This is a genomic window from Sorangium sp. So ce726 (assembly GCF_051521405.1).
GTDB lineage: Bacteria > Myxococcota_A > Polyangia > Polyangiales > Polyangiaceae > Sorangium.
In genome coordinates this window covers 7513485-7538749 of record NZ_CP150349.1, presented here as the reverse complement: position 1 = coordinate 7538749, position 25265 = coordinate 7513485, and the positions used below count along the sequence as shown (strand labels likewise).

The following is a 25265-nucleotide window of genomic DNA, read 5'->3' as shown; positions in this document are numbered from 1 at the left end:
GGGGATGAGCGGGAGCAGAGGAGCAGGGCAATGAGGGACGATGGACGGACACCGGCGGCGGAGACGAGCGGCGAGGAAATCGTGATCGAGGAGGGGGAAGGGGAGGCGGCGGCCGCTTGCGGGGAGGGGGCGGACGAGCGAGAGGGGGACGGGGGAGCGATCGAAGGTGTGGAGGGGCTCCTCGAGCTGGTGGTCGCGGCGCACGAGGAGCGCGTCCGGGCGGAGGCCGAGAAGGCTGGGCCGATCGACGGGGTCGTGGTGGGGCGGATCGTCGGGTTCGGCGAGAACGGCGAGCCGCTCGTGGAGGCTGCGGTCCTCGGAGATGGGGCGCGTGGGGGTATTCCGGCGCGGGCGATGACGGCGCTCGGGCCGGAGGACGAGGGGCGGGAGGTGGCGCTGCTGTTCGAAGGGGGGCGGCGCGACAGGCCGGTGGTGATGGGGCGGATGCACGTGGCGGGGGAGAGCGCGAGCGCCGTCGAGCGCGCCGGGGCGACGGCGACGGCGGACGGCGAGCGGCTGGTGTTCACCGCGGAGAAGGAGATCGTGCTCCAGTGCGGGAAGGCCAGCATCACGCTGACGCGCGCTGGGAAGATCTTGATTCGAGGCGCTTACCTGCTTACCCGGTCCTCCGGCGTGAATCGGATCCAGGGTGGCTCGGTGCAGATCAATTGAGCTCCGCGGTGTCCGATCCGCGGTGAGGCAGCGTCAGCAGAGCAGGTATCCATGCGCAAGATCGTCGTCCACGAGCCCGGCAGCCACGACAAACTCCGCGTCGAGGAGCACCCCGATCCGGTCCCTGCGCGCGGCGAGGTGCTCGTCGACGTGCGGGCGGCTGGCGTCAACTACGCCGACTGCGTCGTTCGCATGGGCCTTTACGAGTCGGCGAAGAAGTACGTCGGCTGGCCGATCACGCCCGGCTTCGAGTTCTCCGGCACCGTCGCCGCGCTCGGCGAGGGTGTCACCGATCTCGCGCCGGGGGCGCCTGTCTTCGGCGTGACGCGATTCGGCGGCTACGCTTCGCGCGTCGCGGCTCCGCGCCATCAGGTCTTTCCGCTGCCGGCGCGGCTCACGCCGGAGGAGGCGGCCGGCTTCCCCGCGGTGTTCATGACGGCGTACTACGCGCTCTTCGAGCTCGTGCGGTTGCGGCCGGGCATGTCGTTGCTTGTGCACTCGGCCGCCGGCGGCGTCGGCAGCGCGCTCGTGCAGCTTGGCAAGATCGCCGGCTGCCGGGTGGTCGGCGTGGTGGGCGCGGCGCACAAGGTCGAGACGGCGAGGCGTCTCGGTGCGGACGCGGTGATCGACAAGAGCAGCGAGCCGCTCTGGGCAGCGGCGGAGCGGCTCGCGCCCGATGGCTACGACGTGATCCTCGACGCGAACGGGGTCGAGACGCTGCGGCAGAGCTACCGGCACGTGGCCTCGGCCGGCAAGCTCGTCGTGTACGGCTTCCACACGATGCTTCCGCGGCAGGGCGGACGCCCGAGCTACCCGAAGCTCGCTGTCGACTTCCTCCGGATGCCGCGCTTCAACCCGCTCGATCTCTGCAACGACAACAAGAGCGTGCTGGCCTTCAACCTCTCGTATCTCTTCCACAGGACGGAGATCCTGCGCGAGGCCATGGAGCGGCTCATCGGCTGGGTGGAGGAGGGGCGCCTCTCGGCGCCGCCGGTGAAGACGTTCCCGCTGGCGAGCGCCGGCGAGGCGCACCGGGCGATCGAGTCGGGCAGCACCGTGGGCAAGCTCGTGCTGACGATGTAGGGCGGGAGCACCGGCGGCCGCCGGAGGCCGGCGGGAGAACTGAAGCTCAATCCCGAGCGGCTGCGGCTGGGCCGCGGGCGGGCACGCCGGTAAGGACGGCGAAGTGGGAAGGGGCGGCCGCCGTCATGGCGGCTGTGACGGCGGAAGAGCGGTTGGCGAGGACGGATCCTGGAAGCGGGCGAAGGCCGGCGCCGGCGTGACGGCGACGCGTGCGGCGCTTTCTCGGACGAGGTGGGCGCTGGTCGTGGCGTTGGTGCTCGGTCTCGTGCCGCTCCGTGCCGTTCTCGTGGTTGCGCTCGTGGGGGTAAAAGGCCTTACCATGCCAGCGATCCGCCGATCCACGATGGCCAAGATCAGCGACAGCGGTCCGGTGGTTCTCGCAGGCGCGCTATCTACCGCGCCGGAGGGGGAGGTGCGCAGGCCAGCGGAGGGGGCCGTCATTCTCGTGGCGTGGGGCGAGCAGCTGGCAACGCGGCCAGCGCCCGGGTGAGGGGGCAGCGTGCGGCTCCGCGCAGGCGATCGGGTCGATCACTACACGCTGGTGAAGCCCCTTGGCGAGGGTGGGCAGGGCGCGGTGTGGAAGGTCATCGACCCGCGCCAAGGCGGCGTGGTCCGGGCGCTGAAGCTCGTTCGCCTCGAGGACGCCGGGCGGCAAAGCTTCGATCGCGCCCGGCGCGAGGCCAAGATCCTCGCGTCGGCGAAGCACCCGGCGCTCGTCGCCTGCCACGGCTTCTTCGAGGATCTGCACGCTGGGCTCGTGGGCCTGGTGATGGACTTCGTGCGGGGCCGGCCGCTGGCCGTGGCGGCGAGCGACGGGCAGCTGGACGGCGAGCGCGCGCTGGCCGCGCTCGAGCAGATCGCCTCGGCGCTCGCGTACGTGCACGGCGCGGGGCTCGTGCACCGCGATCTGAAGCCGGACAACGTGCTGCTCGCGGACAGCTTCTGGTCCGACCCGCGGCGGCCTGGCGCAGTCAAGCTGCTCGATTTCGGCATCGCGGCGTCGGCGGGCAATCCGCGGCCGTTGACGTCGTTGGGGGCGGTGGTGGGCACGATCCCCTACATGGCGCCGGAGCTCGTCGACCCGGCGACGTGGGGGCGAGCCGAGGGACCCTCGCGCGATCTGTTCGCGTTCGGCGTCATGGCGTGGGAGGTCCTGTTCCGCAGTCACCCCACCGGCCTTGCGTCAAGCGCGACCCTGGTCGACTACGCACGCGCTTACAAAGCCGCGCAGGCGGGGCGCATCGTGTGGCCGCCGCGGGGGCTCGCCGGGCCATGGGGCGCGGCGGTGGAGGCCAGTCTCGCGCTGTCGCCGCTCCAACGGCCGGCGAACGGGGCGGCGCTGCTGGAGATCCTGCGGACGGGCGCCGCGCCCGCCAACCCGGAGGCAGCTGCCGTACTCGCGGCAGCTGGGACGCTATCACCGCTGCTGTCCGCGCCGACGTTGCCGCACCAGGTGGCGACGTCGCCGATGACGTCGCCGCCGGTCCCGGCCGTGGCCGTCACGCAACCGGAGAACGTGACGCCATCGCGTGCTGCGCCCGTGTCCGCGACGCAACCGGCGAAGATGACGCCGCCGCGTGCTGCGCCCGTGCCCGCGAGGCAACAGGCGAAGATGACGCCGCCGCCGATTGCGAGCGTGATCATCACGCCGCCGCAGAACCTCTCTCCGCCGCCGGCCCCGCCTGCGCATGGCTCATCGCCGGCTGGACGGCGAGCCGGGTGGAGGCTCGCGACGCTCGCTCTCATGATCTCGGTGATCGGCGTCGCGACGGCATGGATCGCGGGCGGCGGGATCGAGCGCCTCTTCTCCCTCGTTGCCTCGCGGGAGGAGCCGATGGCTGGGAGCATCCCGCCGCCCTCGCCGCCGTCTACCGCGTCAGTGACGCTCCCGTCGACCGTGCTGGAGCCACCGCAGGTGCCAGCTGCGAGCAGCCCGGAGATCGAGGCGTGTTGCTCCTGGAACCAGGTATGCAAGGGGCCAACGAAGCTCCGCTGCCCTCGGTGCACCGGCGCGCCTCCACCGCTGCCCAGAGCCACGCGGTGGTGGTTGCGCTTGTCGAGCGTGATCGGTCCCGGCAATCAGGACCTCACCAGGTCCCGCCCTTCCTCCAACGTGTGCATGCGTATCGGCGATCCGCCCGTGTGTGCGCCGTTCTTCAAGATCGGGTCTCCGAGCGGTGACGAGGTCAATCGCCTCGCCGTGACCACCGAGGACGTCGAGGACATGAGGATCCAGTTCTCCATCGACGGCGGCGCGTACCTTCCGGGGCGCGTGAGGAGCCCGCCTGTGCTCGTCTCGGCGCTGTGTGGAGGGCTCTACGTGCACATCGACGACCCCGAGAGGGGCGCTATCAAGCTCGCCGTTTACCTCGATCCCAGGACGAGCGAGGGACCCTGAGCCATGCGCGCAGACAGCCGTTCTCAGCCCACGACCGAGGAGCACCGGCCCCCGTCGGCGGGCGACGGGGAGCGCGGTCACCCCGTTCTCCTCGCGGCCTTCCCCGGGGCCGTGGCCCTGCCCATCCCCGCGTCCGGCGAGGTCGTCGGCCGCGCCTGGCTCGTGTCGGCAGGCCTCCCTGACGCCGAGGTGTCGGGCCGGCACCTCAGCTTCTCCCGGACGGGAGGTCGCCTTCAGGTCGAGGACGTCGGCTCGCGCAACGGCACGTACCTCAATGGCGTTCCGCTCCGCGCAAAGCAGCGGATGGGCCTCGATGACGGCGACGTCGTGCGCCTCGGCAAAACGCTCCTGGTCTACCGCGAGGCCTTCGCCGGCGCCCTGTCGCCGGCGCCGCCGCTCGGTCGCCTCGTGGGCCCATGGGGTCTCACCGTGGTGCGTGCGGAGCTCCTCGCCCTGGTCGCGCGTCGCGAGGTCAACGTGCTCCTCCAGGGCGAGACCGGCACGGGCAAAGAGCTCCTCGCCGAGGCCGTCGTCGAGGCCCTCGGGCGCCGGGGCAAGCCGTTCGCGGCCGTCAACGTCGCGGGGATCCCCGCGAGCGTCTTCGAAGGCCAGCTCTTCGGCTGGAAGAAGGGCGCCTACTCCGGCGCTGTGGGCGATAGCCGCGGTGTGCTCCGGGCGCACCAGGGGGGCGCCGTGTTCCTCGATGAGATCGGCGAGCTGCCGCTCGAGGTGCAGCCGAAGATCCTGCGCCTGCTCGAGAACCGCGAGATCCTCCCGGTGGGCGAGGACCGTCCGGCCCGGGTCGAGGTGGCGCTCATCGCCGCCACGAACCGGGCTCTCGAGGCGATGGTGGAGCGGGGCGCGTTCCGTCGCGACCTCCTGGCGCGGTTCCTCGTTCGGATCGATCTCCTGCCGCTGCGGGAGCGGCCGGAGGACGTCTTTGCCGTGCTCCAGGCGCTGCGCGAGCGGCGGGGGGCGCCCTTCGATCCGCGGGAGACCGAGGTGGAGGCGGTCGAGCGGCTCATGCTGGAGAGGTGGCCGGCGAACGTGCGCGACGTGGATCGCCTCGCGGCGATGATCGGCCCCTCGGCGCCGCTCACGCAGCACGCGGTCGAGCGTGTGCTCGGCCCGCCCGCCGCCCGGGTGGCGCTGACCCGGGAGGCGGCGGAGCAGGTGCTCGCGGAGTGCAGGGACAACCAGTCGGAGGCGGCGCGCCGGCTCGGCGTATCGCGGGGCAAGCTGCGCAGGCTGCTGGGGCTGGCCTGAACTTACGCTGAGGGCGCGGCGAGGGCGGTAGCGCTCGCGAAGTCGCTCGAGAGCTGCCGGGAGACCCGCTCGAAGCGGAGCTGCCCCTTCGTGTCCCGGTCGGTCCAGTACCAGCCGCTGAGCTCCGTGGGATTTGGCCCGTGGACCCGAAGACACACGGCCCCGCGGTGGATACGGCTGCGATCTTGGAGCAGCAGGTGAGGCTCGTTGCGGTAGATGGCCGCGAGCAGGAAGTCACCGTCCACCTTGTCGAGACGCGCGGCGATGCTCGCGGAGCGGGACTCGGCGGTGAAGGTCCGGGTCTCGATCCTGGAGAACGCCTGATCGAGGACGAGGAAGATGGTGCGCGCCTCGCCCTTCGCGGACGTGAGCTCGCCTCGCCAGGTTCCCCGCAGCACAGGCTGACTCACGGGCCAGGGATGCAGCAGGCCGAGCCGCCACAGCCACACCTCCCAGAGCAGAATCACGACGGACATCGCCGACACCACGACCGACAGCGGGGTGAAGAAAGACAGCGGCAGGACCCAGCCATGCCCGCTCAGGGAGAGCGCCCAGATGGCGGCGCCGAGGAGCACGAGGATCGTGAGCGACGCGCGGTTCATCGGGGGAGCGGCTCTGCGCCACGAACCCGCCGCCATGCCGCCTTCATGAACGCATAGGCCTGCTCTGGCGTCCGCCGCGCCGGCCCGTGGAAGAGCGGCTGCATCCCGCTCACCTCGGTCAGCGAAGAGCTGTCGGAGCCGGGCTGGGTGGCGCGCAGCAGCCAGCTCAGGACGGCCTTCGTATCCTTCATATAACCACCATCCTCCTGGTTGAAGTGCGTGTCCGGTACGTTGTGGACGAGGCACTCGAGGACGAACGAGCTCACCTGTCCGGCGGCGCTCTTTTGCTCGGCATCTCCCTGCGCGGCCATGTCGGCGCGCAGGTGCTTGAAGATGCGGACCAAGCGCTTGAATCGCCTGTTGGTCGCGTCGTTCTTCGCGACGCCGCGCTTGTAGTGCTGGTCCGGCCAGTTGATGATGCGCAGTGTGGGCGCGTTGCGGGGGCGCAGCTCGACGCCATCGAAGTATTCCCACTCTCCGACTGCAGTCTTCCTGCCGGTATAGCGGCGGTGTTTCAGGAACACCGCCACGTCGGCGTCGAGCCGAGCGCCGGAAGCACGGACGTCGAAAGCCTTGTTTCCGGCGGCGACGTTGCTGGCGCCGAACTGGGCCCGGAGCGCCGCCTCGACGTCGTTGCGTAAGGAGTCGAAGGAGTAGTCCGAGCCCTGGATCCTGAGCATTTTCTGCGTCACCGAGCCGTCGGCAGGAAATTCGTGGAAGGCAACGTCGTGCAGCACGACGGCCACGTCGATGTCGCTGTCGGTGCGCGTGTTGGTGTTGTTCCGGTAGGAGCCGGTGACGGAGACATCGATCGTCTTGTGCTTCAGGTTCGACGCGCTGCGAAGCGCCTCCTTGATGGCCTCGCGGGCGCGGCTGCCCCGCTCCTCGTCGGTGGCATCGATCGTCTCGGCCCAGTCCTTGAGCGTCTGATCCCAGTTCCTCGACATGGTTCATCCCGTCCTGGGTGCGCGCCGGGCCTGCCCTGAATGCAGAGCGCCCATCGCTCCGGCACAGGCACGCGCCCGTCGCACCCAGCCGGGCTCTTCAGCACCCGTCGTGCCGGCTCGATCGGGGGCGAAATGCACGGAAATGCTCGCCTGGGAGCAGGCTAAAGGCGGATCGCGATCAGGCGGCGAGCTGTCCGCGATCAGCGCAGGCCCGAAGGCGAGATGGCGAGCCGTCGAGGCGATAGATCTGCGACGCCTCGAAAAGGACGCGACAACGGTCGCAAAGTTCCAGCCTCGTGGCCCGCAGCCCTGCGCGCGGCCAGCAGTCTCCCGGCGCGCTTCGTCATGAGCTCCGTCTGCGCTGCGCCCTGACGGGGCTCGCGGTCGCTCTCTGGACGAGCTCGTGAGAGCCTCCGCCTCGGGAGCGGCGGCGAAGTTCTCCACCGCCGGAATGCGACGTCCGCAGGGGGCGCTCGACGTCGCGAGACAAGTAGCGACTACACCAGCGCACCGAGCAGAGGCGCGCTATCCGGAACGCCGGCCGGTAGAGCAACAGTTTCGTGAACCGTAGGTCTCGGGTTCACGAACACCGAAGCTACAGAGCTCGTCGCGTTGCTCAGACCACCAGGGCCAGCGGCCTCCTGCTCACCCACAGGCGAGCGAACACGCTGGCATTCACGTTGAGCCACCTTCGGGATTTGAACCCGAGACCTACGGTTTACGAAACCGTTGCTCTACCACTGAGCTAAGGTGGCATGCCTCTCGTCGAGGAGGCGCGCAGATTACCCACTCGCCCTGCCGAGTCAAGCTCTTTTATTTCCGTCCTCGAGCGACCCGGTTTCGCTCGCTGCTTCGGCTGCTTTCCCGGTTCCGTCGCCCGCCGCGTCCTCGGCGTCTCCCCCCGCGGCGAAGAACTCGCCCAGCCGCTCCGCCAGCTCCGCCGCCGCAGACCAGTGCATCATGTGCCCGGCCTCCGGCAACTCGACGTGCTCCGCGCGCTTGAGCCTCGCCACCCGCTCCGCTTCGTCCTCCGGGTGCCACCCCGTCGGCCCGCCGCTCACGAGCAGCGTCGGGCACGCGATGCGCTCCAGGAACGTCATGAACGCCTCCACCTGGAACAGCAGCGGCGAGGTCGTCCGGTGCATCGGATCGTACGCCCACGCGAGCCCGCCGTCCGGCTCCTCCCGCGTGAGCAGCGGCGCGCGCGTCGCCAGCACGTCGCGCGGCACGCGCGGGTGGTTCGCGACGAGCCGCGCGATCGCGTCCTGCATCGACGAGAGCTTCCGCGGCGCGCGATCGAGCCCCGCCATCTGGCGCAGCCACGCCTCGACGCGCACGACGGCGACCTCGGGCCCGCTCGCCGGCGGCCCCATGCCTTCGAGCAGCGCCAGGCGCTCCACGCGGCCGGGGCACGCGCCCGCGAAGTACACGGCGACCGCGCCGCCCATCGAGTGGCCCACCACGCCGAGGCGCGCCGGCGCGAGCGCGTCGACGAGCGCCGCGACGTCGGCGATGTAGTCGGGGAAGTAGTAGTAGCTGCCCGTGCCGACGCGGGCGCTCCGGCCGAACCCGCGCAGGTCCGGCGCGACGACGTCGTGCCCCGCCCGCGCGAGCGGCTCGGCCACGAGATCCCACGTGCTCCCGGCGTCGAGGAAGCCGTGGAGCAGCAGGAGCGTGAGGCCCGTCGGCCGCGCGTGGTCGTCGCGGAAGCGATGGACGCAGAGATCCAACCCGTTGGTGTTCAAAAATTCCGACGACCTACGCACCACGCGCGCGCTCCCGTGTGCAGATGCTCCTGTCAGACCTCTGCGCGGCCCGCGCGGTCCGCGCGCGACGCGTTGGCGCTCCTGCGCCGCGTGCGCGCGCCGGCGTCAACGCTTCGACGGCGGACCCTTCGCCGGGGGCGCCGCGGGGGCCGCCGGGGGCAGCATGGTCCCCGTCGCCACCGGCGCGGCCGTGGCAGGCTCCGTCGCTCCCGCCGGTGCCGCCGGGGGCGCCGCCCCGGTGGCGGCCGGCGCCGCGGTGTCCGCTTCGGCCGGCGCTGCGCTGCCCGACGCCGCTGGCGCGACCGGGAGCGCGGCGCCCGTGAGCTGCGCGGCGTCCTTCAGCACCTCGTCCGCGTGCACCCCGGGATCCACGTCCGGATAGACCTTCGCGATCTTGCCGTCCGGATCGACGAGGAACGTCACGCGCGCCGTCGTCCCGAGCCGCATCGGCACGCCGAACGCGGTGGCCCACGTGTGATCGGTGTCGACCAGGATCGGGAACGGCAGCTTGTGCTCGATCGCGAACGCCTCGTGCGACTCGCGGGTGTCGGAAGACACGCCGAAGACCTGCACGTTGGCCTGCTTGAAGCGATCCCACGCGTCGCGGAACGCGCACGCCTCCTCGGTGCAGCCCGGCGTCCCGTCCTTCGGATAGAAGTACACGACCACGGCCCGACCCCGCTGGTCGGATAGCCGCTGGATCGCGCCGTGCTGATCCGCGGCGAACACGTCGGGCGCCGTCGCGCCGACCGGGATCAGCCCTTGTCCACCATCGGGTCGCTCGGCCGCGCCACACCCGAGCAGCGAGGCAAAGGCAAAGACGACAGCAAGTACGACAAAAACGACGGCAATCGGGAAGCGTCTCTTCATCAGAGCGCCACGTTAGCACGCACTCGGTAGGATCGATCCGACGCTTCTGGTACGTTCCCGCGCCAGGAGACGAGGCCGATGGCGATCTTCGGAAACGACAGCGGCGCCGCGCCCGGCGTGGTGCGCCAGGGCAGGGAGGTCACCTACCCCGATTTCTCTTCGCCCACCGTGGATAAGGTCATGGTCGAAGAGCGCGCAGCCGGGCTCGGCAAAAGGAGCATCAAAGGCCCCGCCAAGGTCGCCGGCCTCAAGCTCGCCATCTCGATGATGGACCTCACCACCCTGGAGGGGAAAGACTCCCCGGGAAAAGTTGAGCAGCTCTGTCAGAAGGCGCTTCGACCCCACGAGCGCGCGGACATCCCTTCCTGTGCGGCGGTGTGCGTCTATCCCAAGCTTGTCTCCGTGGCGAAGCGAGCGGTCTCGGGCTCGACCGTCAAGGTGGCCAGTGTGGCGACCGCCTTCCCGAGCGGCCTGTCCACGCTCGCCGTCAAGCTCGCCGACGTCCGCCAGGCGGTCGAGCTCGGCGCCGACGAGATCGACATGGTGATCGACCGCGGCGCGATGCTCTCCGGCGAGTACGGCGCGGTCTACGACGAGATCGCCGCGACCAAGGAGGCGTGCGGGCACGCGCACCTCAAGGTGATCCTGGAGACGGGCGAGCTCGGGACTTACGACCGCGTCCGCAAGGCGAGCCGCATCGCGATGCTCGCGGGCGCCGACTTCATCAAGACCTCGACCGGGAAGATCACGCCGGCGGCGACGCCCCCGGTGACGCTGGTGATGCTGGAGGCGATCCGCGATCACGCGCAGGCGACCGGCCGGCGCATCGGGATGAAGCCGGCCGGCGGGATCCGCACCGCGAAGCAGGCGCTCCACTACCTCGTGCTGGTCAAGGAGACCCTTGGCGACGCCTGGCTCACGAGCGACCTGTTCCGCTTCGGCGCGTCGACGCTCCTCAACGACGTGCTCATGCAGCTCGAGAAGGAGCGGACGGGCGCCTACCAGAGCGGGGATCATTTCAGCAAGGACTGACCGCGCCGCGAGGGCGGGTCCGCGTCGGTGTTCAAGGCGCGGCCGCGGGCGTAGAGTGCGCGGCATGAGCGACAACAGCACCGCCGCGGCAGGCGGCGACAGGGGCTCGCCGCGAGACGTGCGGGACGCGAGCGCCGCGCGGGACGCGACCGCGGCGCGCGACGCGGCCGTCGTGTTCGGCGACGCCTGGCGCTACGCGCCGGCGCCCGAGGGCCGCGACCACGTGAAGATCGCGCCGCGGTACGACCTCTTCATCGGCGGCGCGTGGCGCGCTCCGGCCTCGGGCCGCTACCTCGACAGCGTCAGCCCGTCGACCGAGGAGAAGCTCTGCGAGTTCGCCGAGGCCTCCGAGCAGGACGTCGATCTCGCCGTGCAGGCGGCGCGGGCCGCGTACGAGAAGCACTGGTCGCGCATGCGCCCGCTCGATCGCGGCAAGTACATCTCCCGCATCGCCCGGGCCCTCCAGGAGAAGGCGCGCGAGCTCGCGGTCGTCGAGTCGCTCGACGGGGGCAAGCCCATCAAGGAGTCCCGCGACGTCGATCTCCCGCTCGCGGCCGCGCACTTCTTCTACCACGCGGGCTGGGCGGACAAGCTCGACCACGCCTTTCCCGGGCGCGATCCTCGGCCGCTCGGCGTCGCGGGCCAGGTGATCCCGTGGAACTTCCCGCTGCTCATGGCGGCGTGGAAGCTCGCCCCGGCGCTCGCGGCGGGCAACACGTGCGTCCTCAAGCCCGCCGAGACGACGCCGCTCACCGCGCTGCTCCTCGCGAAGATCATCGAGGAGGCGGATCTCCCGCCCGGCGTCGTCAACGTGGTCACGGGCGCCGGCGCGACCGGCGCCGCGGTCGTCGGCCACCCCGGCGTCGACAAGGTCGCGTTCACGGGGTCGACCGAGGTCGGCAAGCGCATCCAGCGCGTGCTCGCCGGCACCGGGAAGCGGCTCACCCTCGAGCTCGGCGGCAAGGCCGCGAACATCGTGTTCGAGGACGCGCCGCTCGATCAGGCCGTCGAGGGGATCATCGGCGGCATCTTCTTCAACCAGGGCCACGTCTGCTGCGCGGGCTCGCGCCTCCTCGTCGAGGAGAGCGTCCACGACGCGCTCCTCTTCAAGCTGCGCGAGCGCATGGCGACCCTGCGCGTCGGCGATCCGCTCGACAAGAACACGGACGTGGGCGCCATCAACTCGCGGGCGCAGCTCGCGAAGATCGAGGAGCTCGTGGCGGCGGGGGAGCGCGAGGGGGCCGCGCGCTTCTCGGTGAGCTGCGCGCTCCCGCAGCGGGGCTACTGGTTCGCGCCGACGCTCTTCACGGGCGTCGCGCAGTCGCACCGGATCGCGCGCGAGGAGATCTTCGGCCCGGTGCTCTCGATCTTGACCTTCCGCACGCCCGAGGAGGCGATCGAGAAGGCGAACAACACGATGTACGGGCTGTCGGCGGGCGTCTGGACCGGCAAGGGCTCGAAGAGCTTCTGGGTCGCGCAGCGCCTCCGCGCCGGCGTCGTCTGGGCGAACACGTTCAACAAGTTCGATCCCAGCGCGCCGTTCGGCGGCTACAAGGAGAGCGGCTTCGGCCGCGAGGGCGGGCGCCAGGGGCTGCTCGCCTACCTCGAGGTGGACTGATGGCGCTCGGCAACCAGGACAGCGGCGGCGACGAGCGGTGCACGTCGATCGGCGAGTGCGCCGGCGCGGCTGCGCTCGACGCTCCTCCGGGCGAGGCGCGCGCGCGGGTCGGCGTGCGCAAGGCGTACAAGATGTTCGTGGGCGGCGCGTTCGTGCGCTCGGAGTCCGGGAGGTACACGCAGGTGCGCGATCACGGAGGCGCGGGCGCGGTCGAGAACATCCCGCGCGCCTCGCGCAAGGACGGGCGCGACGCGGTGCTCGCAGCGGCCGGCGCGCTCGGCGGCTGGTCGGCGCGCACCGCGTACAACCGCGGGCAGATCCTCTACCGCCTCGCCGAGATGCTCGAGGCGCGGCGCGCGGAGCTCGCGGCCTCGCTCGAGCGCGGCGGGCAGGGCGCCGGCGCCGCCGAGCGTGAGGTCCTGGCGGCGATCGATCGCGCGGTCGCCTATGCGGGCTGGGCCGACAAGTACCAGAGCCTCTTCGCGAGCCTGAACCCCGTGTCCGGCCCGCACTTCACCTTCACGGTGCCCGAGCCGATGGGGGTCGTCGTCATCGCGGCGCCGCCGCGGCCGGCGCTCCTCGGCCTCGCGGGCGCTCTCCTGCCGGTGATCACCGCCGGCAACACCTGCGTCGTGCTCGCGAGCGAGGCGGATCCGCGCACGGCGCTCGTCTTCGGCGAGACGCTCGCCACGAGCGATCTCCCGGGCGGCGTCGTCAACGTCCTCACCGGCCAGCTCGCGGAGGTGCTGCCGCACCTCGCCGCGCACATGGACGTCGCCGCGCTCGATCTGCACGGCGTGGACGCGGCGTTGACGAAGCGCCTCGAGGAGGCGGCCGCGGCCAGCGTCAAGCGGGTGCGCGCCCGCTCGCTCAGCGAGGCGGAGTGGTTCGACGACAAGGCGGCGACGTCCCCCCGCTGGATCGAGCGGTTCGTCGAGATGAAGACGATCTGGCACCCGGCCGGGCCGTGACGCGGGCGGCGCTCATCGACCGGGCGCCGTGAACGGCGCCCGGGGCGCTCATCGACCGAGCACCATCCCTGCCTGGAGCGTCCGCCCGGCGACGAGGTCCGCCGCCGCGAGCGGCTTCCGCCCCTCGGCCTGAGCCCGCACGATCTGGATCGCGCCGACGCCGCAGGCGACGACCACGACGCTGCGGCCGGCCATCACCACGGTCCCCGGCGGCGCTCCGGCCTGGTCGGCCTCGCTCTCGACGCGCGCGGCCAGCACCTTGAGCGCCTTGCCATCGATCGTCGTGAAGGCGCCCGGCCACGAGGTCATCCCCCGGATGTGGTCGTGGATCTGCCGGGCGCTCCGCTCCCACCGGATGCGCCCGTCTTCCTTCTTCAGGAGCGGCGCGTGCGTCGCCGCCTCGTGGTCCTGCGGCGTCAGCGCGAGCGCGCCGTCCACCGCGCGGCGGAGGTCCTCGCGCACGACGCGCGCGGCGAGCGCCCCGAGATCGATCGCGAGCTCGTCGGCGGTCGTATCGGGGCCGATCGGCGTCCGGTGCACCGCGTAGACGGGCCCCGTGTCCATGCCCTCGTCCATCTGCATCAGCGAGATGCCCGTCTCGGCCTCACCCCCGACGATCGCCGAGGTGATCGGCGCGGCGCCGCGGTAGCGCGGCAGGATCGACGCGTGCAGGTTCATGCAGCCGCGCCGCGGCGCCTCGAGCACCGCCTTCGGCAGGATGCGCCCGTAGGCGATCACCAGCGCGACGTCCGCTCCAGCGCCGGCGACCCACGCGGCGAACTCGGGTGTGCGGACCTTCTCGGGCTGCACCACGGGCACGCCGAGCTCCAGCGCCTTCACCTTCACCGGCGGCGCCTTCAGCTCGAGCCCGCGGCCGGCCGGCCGATCCGGCTGACAGACGACGCCGACGACGTCCGCGATCGACGCGAGCGCCTCGAGCGAGGGTACGGCGATGGCAGGGGTACCGAAGAACAGGGCGCGCACGCCCTGGCTTCTAGCAGGACCTGCGCCCGTCGCGCCGCCTTCTTCGCTCGCGGCGAGCGCCGCCGTGGAGGCGTGGCCTCAAGGCCCGGTCTCAGCGCCCGCCGCGCACTTCGTTCGCCTAGCGCGCCGCCGCGCCGGCCGTGGGGCGCGGATCGGCGCAGCAGCGGAAGCCGGTCTCATAGAACACGAACTTCGGCTCGTGCGCGTCGTTCGTCCCGCGGCAGCCCGTCCACGGCTTGGCCCAGAAGCCGCCCATGAGCGCGCCTGGCCACCGCCGGCCGCGGCGCGAGGCGACCCACTCCTCGACGTTGCCCATCATGTCGAAGATGCCGAAGGTCGAGGCGCACCCGGGATGGGAGCCGCTCGGCGCGCCCTGCCAGAGCCGCTCGACCTCGCGCTGCGCCACCTCGCCGGAGGCGCCGAGCTTCCGCTCGTCGACCGGCCGCCAGGCCTTGCCGCTGTTGCAGACCGTCTTGTCCACGCGCCAGCCGTAGGCGAGGGGACGCCGCTCGGGGCCCTCGCACGCGAGCTCCCACTCCTGCTCGGCGCACACCCGCTTGCCGTGCGCGGCGCACCACGCGGTCGCCGTCTCGAACGACTGCATGACGAGCGGCTTCGCCCCCCGCTGGTTCGGCGCCTCGAACTGGTCCATGCACACGGAGATCTCGGTCGCCGGTCCTTCCTCGGCCGTGATGTCCTCCCAGTACGCGAAGCAGTGGGTCGCCTTGCCGCTCTTGGCCGGCTCCACGCAAACGTGCTGCACCTCGTCGCGGTGCGTGCCGGTGACGAGCCGCATGTCCGCCGGGCACGCCGGGCTGGGCCCTGGATCGAGCGACGGCGCCGCCGGCAGGCCGAGCATCGCGATCGCGAGCGCGCCGAGGCCGAGCAGGGGATCGATCATCGTTCAGCGAGGGCCAGGGTGTCGCTCCGTGCCGGGCGCAGCCTCGGCCTTGCCGCGCCGCGCGGCAAGGCCGAGGCGCGCCTCCTCGTCGGCGCCGTCGCCGGCCGCGGAGGATCCTGCGCCGCGTCGCGCGCGCCAGGTGGTGACGAGCGTGACGAGCGAGCGCTGCAGGTCGGAGTCGGAGCTGACCACCCGCAGCGTATCCTCATTCAAAAAAATGGCCAGGGCTGTGGCACGCGGCATGCGCCGTGTCTATGGTGAGTTCCCGTAGCCTCGCGGGCTGTCTTCCACCAAGAGCTGCCAGCAGGGCTCCGCGTTGCACCATCCGCATCCGTCTGGATGCAAGCCAAGATGACCGGGGCGCGCGTTGGCCGCGCGGCCCGGCTGCGTGTTGATGAAGGGGTTTACCTCCCCCGGTCGGGTGCCTAGAGGAGATCGCCATGTCCGAGAAAAAGAACCCGCCGATGCCGCCGCGCTCCGAGGAAGAGGTCGTCTTCGGCGACGAGCTGCCGGTTCTGCCGATCCGCAATGCGGTGCTGTTCCCGGGCGCCGTCGCGCCCTTCGATGTCGGCCGCGAGAAGTCGGTCGCGCTGGTGGAGGATGTCGACAACCTCCCCGGCCCGGTCATCGCGATCTTCGCCCAGCGCGATCCGTCGACCGACGATCCCGGGGCGGAGGACCTGTACCCGATGGGCTGCGCCGCGCGCGTGCTGAAGGCGCTGAAGCACAGCTCGGGCAACTACTCGTTGATCTTGCAGGGCCTCACGCGGATCAGGCTCGATAGCGTCACGGCCCACACGCCGTACCTGCGCGCCAAGATCCGCCGCATGGACGAGCCGGCGACGGAGGACGTCGAGGCGGAGGCGCTGGCGATGAGCCTGCGCGACATCGCGAAGCAGGTCATCCAGCTGATGCCGGAGCTCCCGCGCGAGGCGGGCTCGCTCATCGACTCCATCCAGGCGCCCGGCGCGCTCGCCGATCTCGTCGCGGCGAACCTCGACGCTCCGGTCGAGGAGAAGGCGCAGCTCATCGAGACGATCGACGTCAAGGAGCGCATCCGCAAGGTGCTGCGGCTGCTCACGCGGCAGCTCGAGATCCTGAAGATGCGCGAGCGCATCAACTCCCAGATCAAGGAGGAGATGGGCAAGAACCAGCGCGAGTACGTGCTGCGCCAGCAGCTCAAGGCCATCAAGGAGGAGCTGGGCGAGGACGACGGCGATCAGGGCGATCTCGACGGGCTCGAGGATCGCATCGCGAAGGCGAACCTGCCGACCGAGGCGGAGACCGTCGCGAAGAAGCAGCTGAAGCGGCTGCGCACGATGCAGGTCGGGTCGGCCGAGTACACCGTGGTGCGGACGTACCTCGACTGGATCCTCGACGTGCCCTGGACGCAGTCGACGCAGGACAACCTCGACATCGGCAGCGTCCGCAAGGTGCTCGACGAGGACCACTACGGCCTCGAGAAGGTCAAGAAGCGCATCCTCGAGTACCTGGCGGTCCGCAAGCTGAAGCAGGACAAGAAGGGCCCGATCCTCTGCCTGCTCGGGCCTCCCGGCGTCGGCAAGACGTCGCTCGGCCGGAGCATCGCGCGCGCCCTCGGCCGCAAGTTCCACCGGGTCTCGCTCGGCGGCGTGCACGACGAGGCGGCGATCCGCGGCCACCGGCGCACCTACGTCGGCGCGCTCCCCGGCCAGATCATCCAGGGCATGAAGAAGTCGGGGACGATCAACCCGGTCTTCATGATGGATGAGGTCGACAAGATCGGGCACGACTTCCGCGGCGATCCCTCGGCGGCGCTGCTCGAGGTGCTCGATCCGGAGCAGAACAACACGTTCGCGGATCACTACCTGGAGATCCCGTACGACCTGTCGCACGTGATGTTCGTCGCGACCGCGAACGTGGCGGATCCGATCCCGCCGCCCCTCCGCGACCGCATGGAGATCCTCGAGATCCCCGGCTACACGCGGAAGGAGAAGCTCGCGATCGCGCGGCAGCACCTGCTCCCGAAGCAGCTGTCGGAGCACGGGCTCACGACCGAGCAGCTGGAGGTCACGGACAAGGCGCTGGAGGAGATCATCGATCACTACACGCGCGAGGCCGGCGTCCGGTCGCTCGAGCGGCAGATCGCGGGCGTCATCCGCGGCGTGGCGGTGAAGGTCGCCGAGGGCGACACGCAGAAGCGGCGCGTCGACAACGAGGACGACCTGCACGAGTTCCTCGGCCCCGCGAAGTACACGAGCGAGGTCGCGGAGCGCACCGCCGAGAGCGGCGTCGCGACGGGCCTCGCGTGGACGAGCGTCGGCGGCGAGATCCTCTTCATCGAGGCGACGCGGATGTACGGCACGGGCAAGCTCCAGCTGACCGGCCAGCTCGGCGACGTGATGAAGGAGTCGGCGCAGGCGGCGCTGTCGTTCGTGCGCAGCAACGCGTCGAGGTACAGCATCGCGAAGGACTTCCTCGAGAAGAGCGATCTGCACATCCACATCCCCGCCGGCGCGATGCCCAAGGACGGGCCGAGCGCGGGCGTGACGATGTTCACGGCGCTCGTCTCGCTCCTCACGGGGATCAAGGTCCGCCACGACGTCGCGATGACGGGCGAGATCACGCTCCGCGGTCGCGTGCTCCCGATCGGCGGCCTGAAGGAGAAGGTGCTGGCGGCGCACCGTGCCGGCATCAAGCGCATCATCGTCCCCGAGCGCAACCGGGCGGATCTCGAGGAGGTCCCGAAGGAGGTCGTGGACGAGCTGCAGTTCTTCTTCGTCAGCCGGATGGAGCAGGTCCTGGAGGCCGCGCTCGAGCGGCTGCCCGAGCCCGCGCCCGCGACGGAGGAGTCGAAGGACGGCGAGAAGAAGGAGATCGAGAAGTCGGAGAAGAGCTCGATCGCCAGCAACTGATGACGGCCGTCGCCAGCGATCGCTGAGCGACCTATCTCCGGGGCGCCGCGCGGCTTGAACGCGCGGCGCCTTTTTTCGTCGAGAGGCCCGCGCGTCGGCGACGGACACCTTGCCTCTCGGTGAGCTTGGCGCGCCCCCGTGGCAGCGAGTGGCAGCGAGTCCGTATCGCCCGCGCAGCGCACGCCGAGCGCGCGCGGCGTGCTCGCGTCCGCGGGCGGCTTTCGCCTCGACGGATGTCAAGCGAATCGGTAGCCTCGTGATCGCATGAGGCCGTGTCCGAACTGCGCGTGGATGCTCAAGGAGACCGACGCTGCCTGCTCGATGTGCGGTACGAGCGTGGCGGGCGGATCGCCGGGAGCCTCCGTTCCGGTCGCGCCTCCGCCGGTGCAGGCGGGGGCTGGCGCCTATGCTCCGCCTGGCCCGCCGGGCTATCCAGGGCAGCCAGCCGTCTCGGGTTATGGCGGCGCGGCGTCGCCAGGCTACGCGGCAGGGGGCGCGCAGGGCGCCTATCCGCCTCCTCCGCAGGCGTACGGGGTGGGGGGAGGCGGGCTCTCGGTGCCTGCGTCGCCGGGCGGAAGCGTCGCCTTCTCGACGGGCGGGGAAGCGCCTTTCCCGGTCTCTCCCTGGGCCCGAGCGGCCCCTTCTGCGGGGCTCACATCACAGCCGGCGTCTCCTCCGATGAACGCGCCGGGCGTCCCGCCGGCCCAGCCAGCGCTCGGGGCGCCGGGCCCGGGCATGGTGTCTGGCGCGCCCATGGGTGGCGCGATGGGGCAGCAGCCCGTGGCGCCGGCGCCGGTCTTCGGCGCGCCTCCGCAGATGGTTGCGCCCCCGCCGATGGTCGTGCCGACGGGGGCGTCGGGGCTGGTTGCGCCGCCGATGGTGCAGGGGGGCGCGCTCGCGCCGCCGCCGATGGTGCAGGGGGGCGTGCTCGCGCCGCCGCCCATGGTGCAGGGGGGGGCGGTCGCGCCGCCGCCGATGGTGCAGGGCGGGGTGCCGGCGGTCGCTCAGGCCAGGGCGCCTGCGATCGTCGCGCCGCCGATCGTCCAGGGCGCGGTCTCCGGCGCGGTGCCGCAGGTGTCGGCGCAGCCCGCGCGTGTCCTTGTCGGCTTCATCGTGACGTTCCAGAACGATCCCGGAGGCAGCTTCTGGCCGATGTACAGCGGCCGGATGCAGGTGGGGCGCGCCGGGGCGGACGCCGCGACGGAGATCGGGCTCTCCGATGCGAGCGCCTCCTCACGGCATGCGTCGATCCACGCGGACCCGACGACGGGCCAGGTCTTCATCGAGGACGACGGCTCGCGCAACGGCACCTTCGTCAACGAGCAGCGCCTCGGGCAGGGCGAACGCCGGCAGCTGCGCGACAACGACCGGCTGCGCCTCGGGAGCACGACGTTCGTGGTGAAGGTGCTGGTCGCCTGAGCCGAGAGCGGGGCTACTGGCCGCCGGCGCCGCCCGAGCCGCCAGTACCCTCTGCGCCGCCAGCGCCGCCAGCGCCGCCCGCACCGCCAGTACCCTCTGCGCCGCCACCGCCGGCTCCGTCCGTGGGCGCTGCGCATTTGGAGAAGCCATCCACGATGACGCACTCGAACCCATCCGCGCAATCATTGCCGCCCCTGATACAGGACTGCCCATCACCGCACCGCGCGGTGCAGAGCGTGCCGCCACAGTCGATGTCGGTCTCCGTGCCGTCCTTCACGCCATTGAAGCAAAGGGGGAGGGCAGCCGGGATCTCGCAGTTGAAATACTCCACCACCTCAGCCGAGGGGGCCGCGTCGGAGCCCGCTCCACCATCGCCCCCGCCGCCAGTACCCCCACCCTGCCCAGAAGCAACGATAGGTGGGTAGTGGATGCTGAAGGAGATGAAACCATTGTATTCATCGAGATCGTTGGGGTCCGCCTCCGGGGGGGGCTGTTTGCCCAGGCTCGTTTTGAGTATGGCCCTTGGAAGGAGCGCGTCGTAGCCGCCGCACTTCGCTTCGGCTTCGAGCCGGTTGAAGTGGTACTGCGTGCCTTCCGAGCAGCTCACGTCGAGTGTTTCGCGGTCTTCCGGTGTGATAACGGTCACTGTACCGCCGTCCACCTCGGCAGCGTCGTCGCCACCCCCGCCAGTGGCGCCACCCCCGCCGGCACTTGCGTTCTCGCATTGTGGGATGGCACCACCGGCACCGCCGCTACCACCGGCGCCGCCGCCACCATCACCACCGGCGCCGGTGCCATCCCCGGGCTGGACGCATGGATTGATGGTCACCGAGTAGCTGAACTCCCCCGAGTACGTGAAGGAGCCGCATTCCTGCGCCTGGGCGTCGAGGCGCTTGAATGCGATGCTCTTCGGAGGGAATGATGCGATGTCGAGCGGCGGGTCGAAGACGACCTGACCTCCCTCCGTGAGGAAACATATGTCGAGGGTTTCGCGGCTGGCGAACTGGCCGCTCGGCCCGTTTCCTGCGCCAGGCGCACCGCACCGATTCACGACATCGGCATGAAAATCTGCGTAGCAGTTGCTGGTGTCTTCGAGGAACGCGCAGACGTCATCGAATTCCTCTGCGCAGCCGGGCATGGAGACGGCTGCGGTCACGGCGAGGATCGGTGCGACGGCGGCGGCGAGCAAGACGTAACGGCGCATGGGCGCAGTCTACGCGTTCTCCCCGAGCGTGGGCCAGCTTCGCAGTGGTCTGCCGACGGCGCGCCGGCGGCGTGCGCCGCCGCCCCGCGCGCCGCCAGCTCCGCTCACAGCTCGGCGTAGGGCCCGGGGACGACGTACGCGTCGTCGTTGGCCGCGTACGTGAAGACCCCCCAGCAGACGAGCTTGTACTTGATGGCGAACGCCATCGCCTCCCTCAGGCTCGCCTTCGGCGCGAGCACGGCGAGGTTCGAGCGGCGGACGCCCCACCAGCCTGGCCCGTGCTGCAGCACCGCGTCGTGGAGATCCTGCGTCGCGTGCTTGGAGTCCTCGAGCACCGCAAGGCGCAGCCGGACGAACGACTTGTCGCGCGCGGGGAAGTCGAACCAGTACAGGTTCGACCTCGCCAGCTTCGGGGTGATGCTCCCGGCGCCCTGCGCCGCGAGGAAGCGGCTGAGATCCTCGGGCGAGAGCTTCTGCGTGACCGGGTGCGTATCGACGCCGTTGCACGTCTCGGGGCTGATCTTGAACTCACCCAGCGCGAGCGGCGCCTCGGGGCCGTTCTCGGGAGTCAAGAGGTTCCGATCGATCGCGGGCAGGTCGTTCGGGTACTCCACGCCGGCGTCGATGCCGCTGCACGCCGGGGCCCCCAGCGCAAGCGCGAAGGCTGCCGCGAGCGCGGGGCGCCGGGGCGCAGGGCGGCTAGGCGCCGGACGCCCGCGGCCAGGGCTCGTGCTGGTGGAGGGGGGGCTCGGCGCGCGCGCCGCCGGTGCTCCGGCGGGCTCGCCCTTGCGACTCGGTATGCTTTCGTTGGACATGGCTCTCTCGCGGCACGGGGGTACCGCCTCGATCGGCGGGCGCAGCGCTGCCCGGGCCGGGCAATCATTCAATGCCGGGCACCCCGAGGGCAAACTCCTCGGCGAACATTTGGCTGGCGTGCCCTCGCTGGCCTAGAGTTCCCCCGATGAGGCACCTCGGAATGCCGATGCTCGCGCACGTCCCCGCCTTCCGCGCCCGCCGTCCGCTCGCCGCCGGGGCGGGGCGCGCCGGCGCGGCCTGCGCCGCCGTGGTTGCGATCGCGCTGCTCGCCGGCTGCGGCGGCTCGCCCACCGCCCCCAAGCAGGACGACGTCTTCTACCTCCACGGCGCGGCCGGCGCCCTGAGCAAGGACTCGAGCTTCGAGGTGTACTTCCCGCCGCTCGACGCGCCGGCGACGGACCGGGTGCCGCGCAGGATCGGCGTGGGCCTCATGAACGGCGACGTCCGCATGAGCCGCCCGATGGACTGGAACGTCGGCGGCGCCGACTACACGCCCGAGCGCCGCTTCATCACGTACCAGTCCCCGCGGCAGTTCCTGTTCTCCATCTATGAGCGCATCGACAGCCCCGAGGATCCGTGGCCTGACGTGCTCAAGCGCTACGAGGCGGACCTCGAGGAGCAGGGCGCAGAGATCCTCTCCGGTCGCGCGCCCGTGGCCACGGCGAACACGCAGGGGCGCAGCTACCTCGTCAAGGCGAAGATCCCGTCGAAGCCCGTCTCGGATGCCTTCGCCCACGAGATCCTGCTCCGGAGCCCCCGCCGCATCCTGCTCGTGCAGATCGTGCACCACGAGAACGTCGACGCGAACGCCGACGAGATCGCGGCCGCGCTGCAGAGCCTCACCGTTTACTGAGCGCAAGGCGGGCCAAGGCGGGGCCGCGGAGCGAGCGCCGCCGCGCCTCGGCCTCGCTCACATCGGCGGGGGCTCGCCCCGATCGTCGTCGTCCTCGTCGTCGCCGCCCGCGAGGTGCTTGTCGTCGAGGGGGATCGTGATCACGAGCCGCTCCGCCGCAGATCCGCCGATCCACGCGGTGCGCTTGAGCGTCGCGGCGCGCGGCGAGCCGAGCTGGAACCGAGGCGCCTCCTCCGTGTCCACGTGGATCTCGAGCATCACGTCGTGGATGCCCGGCGTGAACGTCTCGATGACGCCGCGGACCAGATCCTGCCGCCGGCCCCCGGGCAGGAAGGAGAGGTACTCGTCGTAGCCGACCGGGCCGAGCACGACCTTGTAGCGGCCGGAGCCGTCGAACACGTAGCGCCCCAGCGTCAGGCTCTCGCCCAGCTGATGGTTCATCACGCCGAGCTTGTTCCTGAACGGCTTCTCGATCTTCGTCCAGTGGCCGACGAACTGCTCGATCTTCACGCCGATGTTGCCGAGCATCTCCGACAGGACCGTCTCCAGGTTCCTCGCCGAGCGCGACTTCGAGGCGAGGACCGACGCGTAGCGGAGGAAGAAGAAGCGATCGAGCGGCGTCTCGTAGCCGCGGAAGCCGTCGATGCCGACCGCGCAGAGCATCCGGCGCGAGAAGGGATCGGCGCCCTGCTTGCGGTACGTGACGGGCAGGCGGTACTTGGTCCACGCGCGGTAGAGCAGCGACAGGAGCCGGTGGTGGAAGACGTCGAGGAGCTCGCGGATCGGCTGCGGGCCGCCCTGGTAGTCGGCCTGCGCGATCTGTTCGATGAAGTACGCCGGCAGCGGCGACACCGAGCCGTACAGGGCGAGGAACGTTGTCGAGACGCGGGCGCGCTCCACGTCGTCAGCGGACTTGACCGGCGCGAGCTCGCTCACGTCGCTCGAGGCGAAGATGAGCGAGGGGTCGCCGCGCAGCCGGACGCGCTCGTCCTGCACCGGCCCGAGCTGGCCCACTGGCGGCGAGGCAGGGAAGAGCCGCTCGAGCAGGTAGATGAGGCGGTAGTACGAGAAGCGCGGCGCGGTATCCGCGAAGCGCCGGAGCGTCTCCAGCGCGACGGGGTCGGCGCTCGCGGCGCCTCTCGGCGCAGCCGGCCTCAGATCAGCGTCAGGCTGCCGCTCTTCGGGTCCCATTTGTGCACCACGCGTGTATTCGTGCCGGTGACCGTCAGCTGCGTGAACGAGTTCAGCGAGACGTAGGACCCGAGCATCTCGTTCAGGATGCTCGCGAACAGGTACATCTCTCCCTCGCCGACGAACCCGCCCTCGTCGAGCTCGATGTCGACCGCGACGCCGCGCACGGGCGCCCCTCGGTACAGCCGATCCGTCGGCCGCACCCGGATCGACTTGATCGCGGCCAGGCGGAGCTGGTTCGCGCGCGCCGCCTGACGATCGACGATCGCCTGGAAATTGTAGAGGTCGACCGTCGCCCGGAGCACCTCGAGCTCGGTGATCGAGCGGTAGCTCATCGCCATATGGGCCAGCACGCGCCACTGCAGCTCGCGCCCGAGCGGCGGCGGGAGCGGTGCGGTGACGCCGGTGAGGTTGGTGAAGCTCGCCACGGCGGGCGAGGTCGCCGTCGGCACCCTGAGATCGCCGAGCTTCAGCTGCGCCGGCAGGCGGCGGTTCGTGCTCGTCGCCTCGATGCTGATCACGTCGAACTCGGGGAGGGCCCCCGCGTCCTGCGGGGATCCGAACGAGAGGTACATGTCGATGCCGTCGCCGATCGCGGCCGGGCGGAGGTGCGCCTGGTAGAAGATCGTCCGCGCGGCGGCCTCGGGATCGAGCTCGTGCTGGAAGCTGAAGAACGAGGGGATCTCGACGCGCTGGCTCGTGCGTCGGGCGATGCCGACGACCTTGTCGATGCTGTGGATCTCGAAGGCCGCGGGCGCCGCGCCCGCCGGGCGGCAGAGGTACTCGTGCTTCGTGGCCTCGGGCTTGATCGGATCGCTCGTGTGCTCGAACAGGTTCACGACGGGCGAGCAAAACAGCCGGATGTTCTCCCTGCTGATCCGCGTCCCCGGCGGGAGCCCGTCCTTGAACTGCAGCAGGATCGCGAACCGGTCGGAGATGCGCTCCGCCGAGAGCGCCTGCAGGCCGGTCACCTCGAAGAACGCGAACTTCTGCGGGAGCGTGAAGAACTCCTGCAGGAGCCGGAACCCCGGGTAGACCGTCTTCGGGTACGGGATCAGCGACTCTTCATCGGAGAAGCCGGTGAGCCGCACGGCGCGCGCCGGGAGCGACGCGATCGTCGTGTCGCGCCCTGCGGCGTCCACCGCCGCGAGCGCGACGGTGTCGACGTGCGCCCCGACCCAGAGGCGGAGGTCGTCCTGCAGCCTGCGCTCGCCGTGGATGTAGAAGCGCAGCGAGGAGAGCGACAGGCCCGACAGCGCGGCTCCGCCGGTCAGACGGAGCTCGATGCGGAGCGTCTGCGCGAGCTGCGCGCCCGTGTCGACGCGCACGTCCTCCACCGCCAGCGGGACGAGCTCGACGTCCTGGGTCGTGCGGAACCGGCACGAGACGCCGTCGACCGGCACCGACCCGACCTCCGCGTCCCGAGCGACGACGAGCTTCTCGCGCACCACGTTCGGGAGCGGGGTGAACTCGATGATCGAGGTCGCCGGGATCTGGCGGAGGTAGTGCGGAAAGAGCAGCGACGCGACCGAGTGGATCACCTCGGGGAGCTCGTCGTCGAGCTTCTGGCGGATCTTGCCGGTCAGGAACGCGACGCCCTCGAGCAGGCGCTCGACGTCGGGGTCCCCGCCTTTCTCCGCGAGCATGGGCGCGATCCCGGGGTAGGCGGCGGCGAACTCGCGCCCCAGATCCCGCAGGTAGGTGAGCTCGTCCTGGTAGTACTTGTTGAACATCCTCTCGCCACCGCCAGTCGACCGCCGAGGCCGAAGGCTGTCAAC

21 protein-coding genes and 1 tRNA gene are annotated in these 25265 nt (G+C 71.0%); 10 read left to right on the top strand and 12 right to left on the bottom strand.

Going from position 1 to position 25265, the window contains the following annotated elements; all coding sequences use genetic code 11:
* Positions 1-189: 189 nt before the first annotated feature.
* The 4 genes from WME79_RS28080 to WME79_RS28065 all read left to right on the top strand — a co-directional run bounded on the left by WME79_RS28080 (position 190) and on the right by WME79_RS28065 (position 5419).
* A complete protein-coding gene (locus tag WME79_RS28080; protein ID WP_437539971.1) occupies positions 190-672 on the top strand; it encodes a DUF6484 domain-containing protein in 483 nt (160 codons plus the stop codon).
* 51 nt (positions 673-723) lie between these two features.
* Positions 724-1755 carry a synaptic vesicle VAT-1 family membrane protein gene (locus WME79_RS28075; protein WP_437520859.1) on the top strand — a complete coding sequence of 344 codons (1032 nt, stop codon included), beginning with the start codon at positions 724-726 and terminating at the stop codon, positions 1753-1755.
* A gap of 499 nt (positions 1756-2254) precedes the next feature.
* Positions 2255-4153 carry a protein kinase domain-containing protein gene (locus tag WME79_RS28070; protein WP_437520856.1) on the top strand — a complete coding sequence of 633 codons (1899 nt, stop codon included), beginning with the start codon at positions 2255-2257 and terminating at the stop codon, positions 4151-4153.
* Between the two features lie 3 nt (positions 4154-4156).
* Positions 4157-5419 carry a sigma 54-interacting transcriptional regulator gene (locus WME79_RS28065; RefSeq protein ID WP_437520853.1) on the top strand — a complete coding sequence of 421 codons (1263 nt, stop codon included), beginning with the start codon at positions 4157-4159 and terminating at the stop codon, positions 5417-5419.
* Between the two features lie 2 nt (positions 5420-5421).
* Here WME79_RS28065 and WME79_RS28060 read toward each other — a convergent pair whose 3' ends face one another.
* The 5 genes from WME79_RS28060 to WME79_RS28040 all read right to left on the bottom strand — a co-directional run bounded on the left by WME79_RS28060 (position 5422) and on the right by WME79_RS28040 (position 9604).
* Positions 5422-6021, bottom strand: a complete 600-nt coding sequence (locus WME79_RS28060) for a hypothetical protein (protein ID WP_437520850.1) — start codon at positions 6019-6021, stop codon at positions 5422-5424.
* Positions 6018-6968, bottom strand: coding sequence for a nucleotidyltransferase domain-containing protein (locus WME79_RS28055; protein ID WP_437520848.1), 951 nt, complete (start codon positions 6966-6968; stop codon positions 6018-6020). Before WME79_RS28055 ends, WME79_RS28060 begins: the two co-directional genes overlap by 4 nt.
* Before the next feature lie 683 nt (positions 6969-7651).
* Positions 7652-7723: transfer RNA gene (locus WME79_RS28050), tRNA-Thr, on the bottom strand.
* Positions 7724-7771: 48 nt separating this feature from the next.
* A complete protein-coding gene (locus tag WME79_RS28045) occupies positions 7772-8713 on the bottom strand; it encodes an alpha/beta fold hydrolase (RefSeq protein ID WP_437520845.1) in 942 nt (313 codons plus the stop codon).
* A gap of 126 nt (positions 8714-8839) precedes the next feature.
* Positions 8840-9604, bottom strand: a complete 765-nt coding sequence (locus tag WME79_RS28040; RefSeq protein ID WP_437520843.1) for a peroxiredoxin — start codon at positions 9602-9604, stop codon at positions 8840-8842.
* 78 nt (positions 9605-9682) lie between these two features.
* Here WME79_RS28040 and deoC point away from each other — a divergent pair, with 78 nt between their 5' ends.
* The 3 genes from deoC (at position 9683) to WME79_RS28025 (ending at position 13225) form a co-directional block, all read left to right on the top strand.
* The gene (gene deoC / locus WME79_RS28035) at positions 9683-10636 is read left to right on the top strand and encodes a deoxyribose-phosphate aldolase (RefSeq protein WP_437520840.1); all 954 of its coding nucleotides are present in this window, start codon (positions 9683-9685) and stop codon (positions 10634-10636) included.
* Positions 10637-10700: 64 nt separating this feature from the next.
* Positions 10701-12254 carry an aldehyde dehydrogenase family protein gene (locus WME79_RS28030; RefSeq protein ID WP_437520837.1) on the top strand — a complete coding sequence of 518 codons (1554 nt, stop codon included), beginning with the start codon at positions 10701-10703 and terminating at the stop codon, positions 12252-12254.
* A 131-nt stretch (positions 12255-12385) separates the two neighbouring features.
* A complete protein-coding gene (locus WME79_RS28025; RefSeq protein ID WP_437539970.1) occupies positions 12386-13225 on the top strand; it encodes an aldehyde dehydrogenase family protein in 840 nt (279 codons plus the stop codon).
* A gap of 48 nt (positions 13226-13273) precedes the next feature.
* Here the strand turns inward: WME79_RS28025 and fmt are convergent, their stop codons facing one another.
* The 3 genes from fmt to WME79_RS28010 all read right to left on the bottom strand — a co-directional run bounded on the left by fmt (position 13274) and on the right by WME79_RS28010 (position 15302).
* Positions 13274-14209 carry a methionyl-tRNA formyltransferase gene (gene fmt / locus WME79_RS28020; protein WP_437520835.1) on the bottom strand — a complete coding sequence of 312 codons (936 nt, stop codon included), beginning with the start codon at positions 14207-14209 and terminating at the stop codon, positions 13274-13276.
* A 118-nt stretch (positions 14210-14327) separates the two neighbouring features.
* Positions 14328-15110: a formylglycine-generating enzyme family protein gene (locus tag WME79_RS28015; RefSeq protein ID WP_437520832.1), complete on the bottom strand. Its 783-nt coding sequence runs from the start codon at positions 15108-15110 to the stop codon at positions 14328-14330.
* Between the two features lie 3 nt (positions 15111-15113).
* Entirely contained in the window at positions 15114-15302 is a 189-nt protein-coding gene (locus WME79_RS28010; protein WP_437520829.1) for a hypothetical protein, read from the bottom strand.
* A gap of 248 nt (positions 15303-15550) precedes the next feature.
* On the opposite strand from WME79_RS28010, the gene lon reads away from it, so the two are divergent.
* Positions 15551-18004, top strand: coding sequence for an endopeptidase La (gene lon, locus WME79_RS28005; RefSeq protein ID WP_012237635.1), 2454 nt, complete (start codon positions 15551-15553; stop codon positions 18002-18004).
* A 264-nt stretch (positions 18005-18268) separates the two neighbouring features.
* Positions 18269-19423 carry an FHA domain-containing protein gene (locus tag WME79_RS28000; protein WP_437520826.1) on the top strand — a complete coding sequence of 385 codons (1155 nt, stop codon included), beginning with the start codon at positions 18269-18271 and terminating at the stop codon, positions 19421-19423.
* 13 nt (positions 19424-19436) lie between these two features.
* Here the strand turns inward: WME79_RS28000 and WME79_RS27995 are convergent, their stop codons facing one another.
* Positions 19437-20627 carry a hypothetical protein gene (locus tag WME79_RS27995; protein ID WP_437520823.1) on the bottom strand — a complete coding sequence of 397 codons (1191 nt, stop codon included), beginning with the start codon at positions 20625-20627 and terminating at the stop codon, positions 19437-19439.
* Positions 20628-20731: 104 nt separating this feature from the next.
* The gene (locus WME79_RS27990) at positions 20732-21442 is read right to left on the bottom strand and encodes a hypothetical protein (protein WP_437520820.1); all 711 of its coding nucleotides are present in this window, start codon (positions 21440-21442) and stop codon (positions 20732-20734) included.
* Between the two features lie 146 nt (positions 21443-21588).
* Between WME79_RS27990 and WME79_RS27985 the strand changes: the two genes are divergently transcribed.
* A complete protein-coding gene (locus tag WME79_RS27985; protein ID WP_437520818.1) occupies positions 21589-22296 on the top strand; it encodes a hypothetical protein in 708 nt (235 codons plus the stop codon).
* A gap of 57 nt (positions 22297-22353) precedes the next feature.
* Here the strand turns inward: WME79_RS27985 and tssG are convergent, their stop codons facing one another.
* A complete protein-coding gene (tssG, locus tag WME79_RS27980; RefSeq protein ID WP_437520816.1) occupies positions 22354-23487 on the bottom strand; it encodes a type VI secretion system baseplate subunit TssG in 1134 nt (377 codons plus the stop codon).
* Positions 23451-25220 carry a type VI secretion system baseplate subunit TssF gene (gene tssF, locus WME79_RS27975; protein WP_437520813.1) on the bottom strand — a complete coding sequence of 590 codons (1770 nt, stop codon included), beginning with the start codon at positions 25218-25220 and terminating at the stop codon, positions 23451-23453. Before tssF ends, tssG begins: the two co-directional genes overlap by 37 nt.
* Positions 25221-25265: the final 45 nt, after the last annotated feature.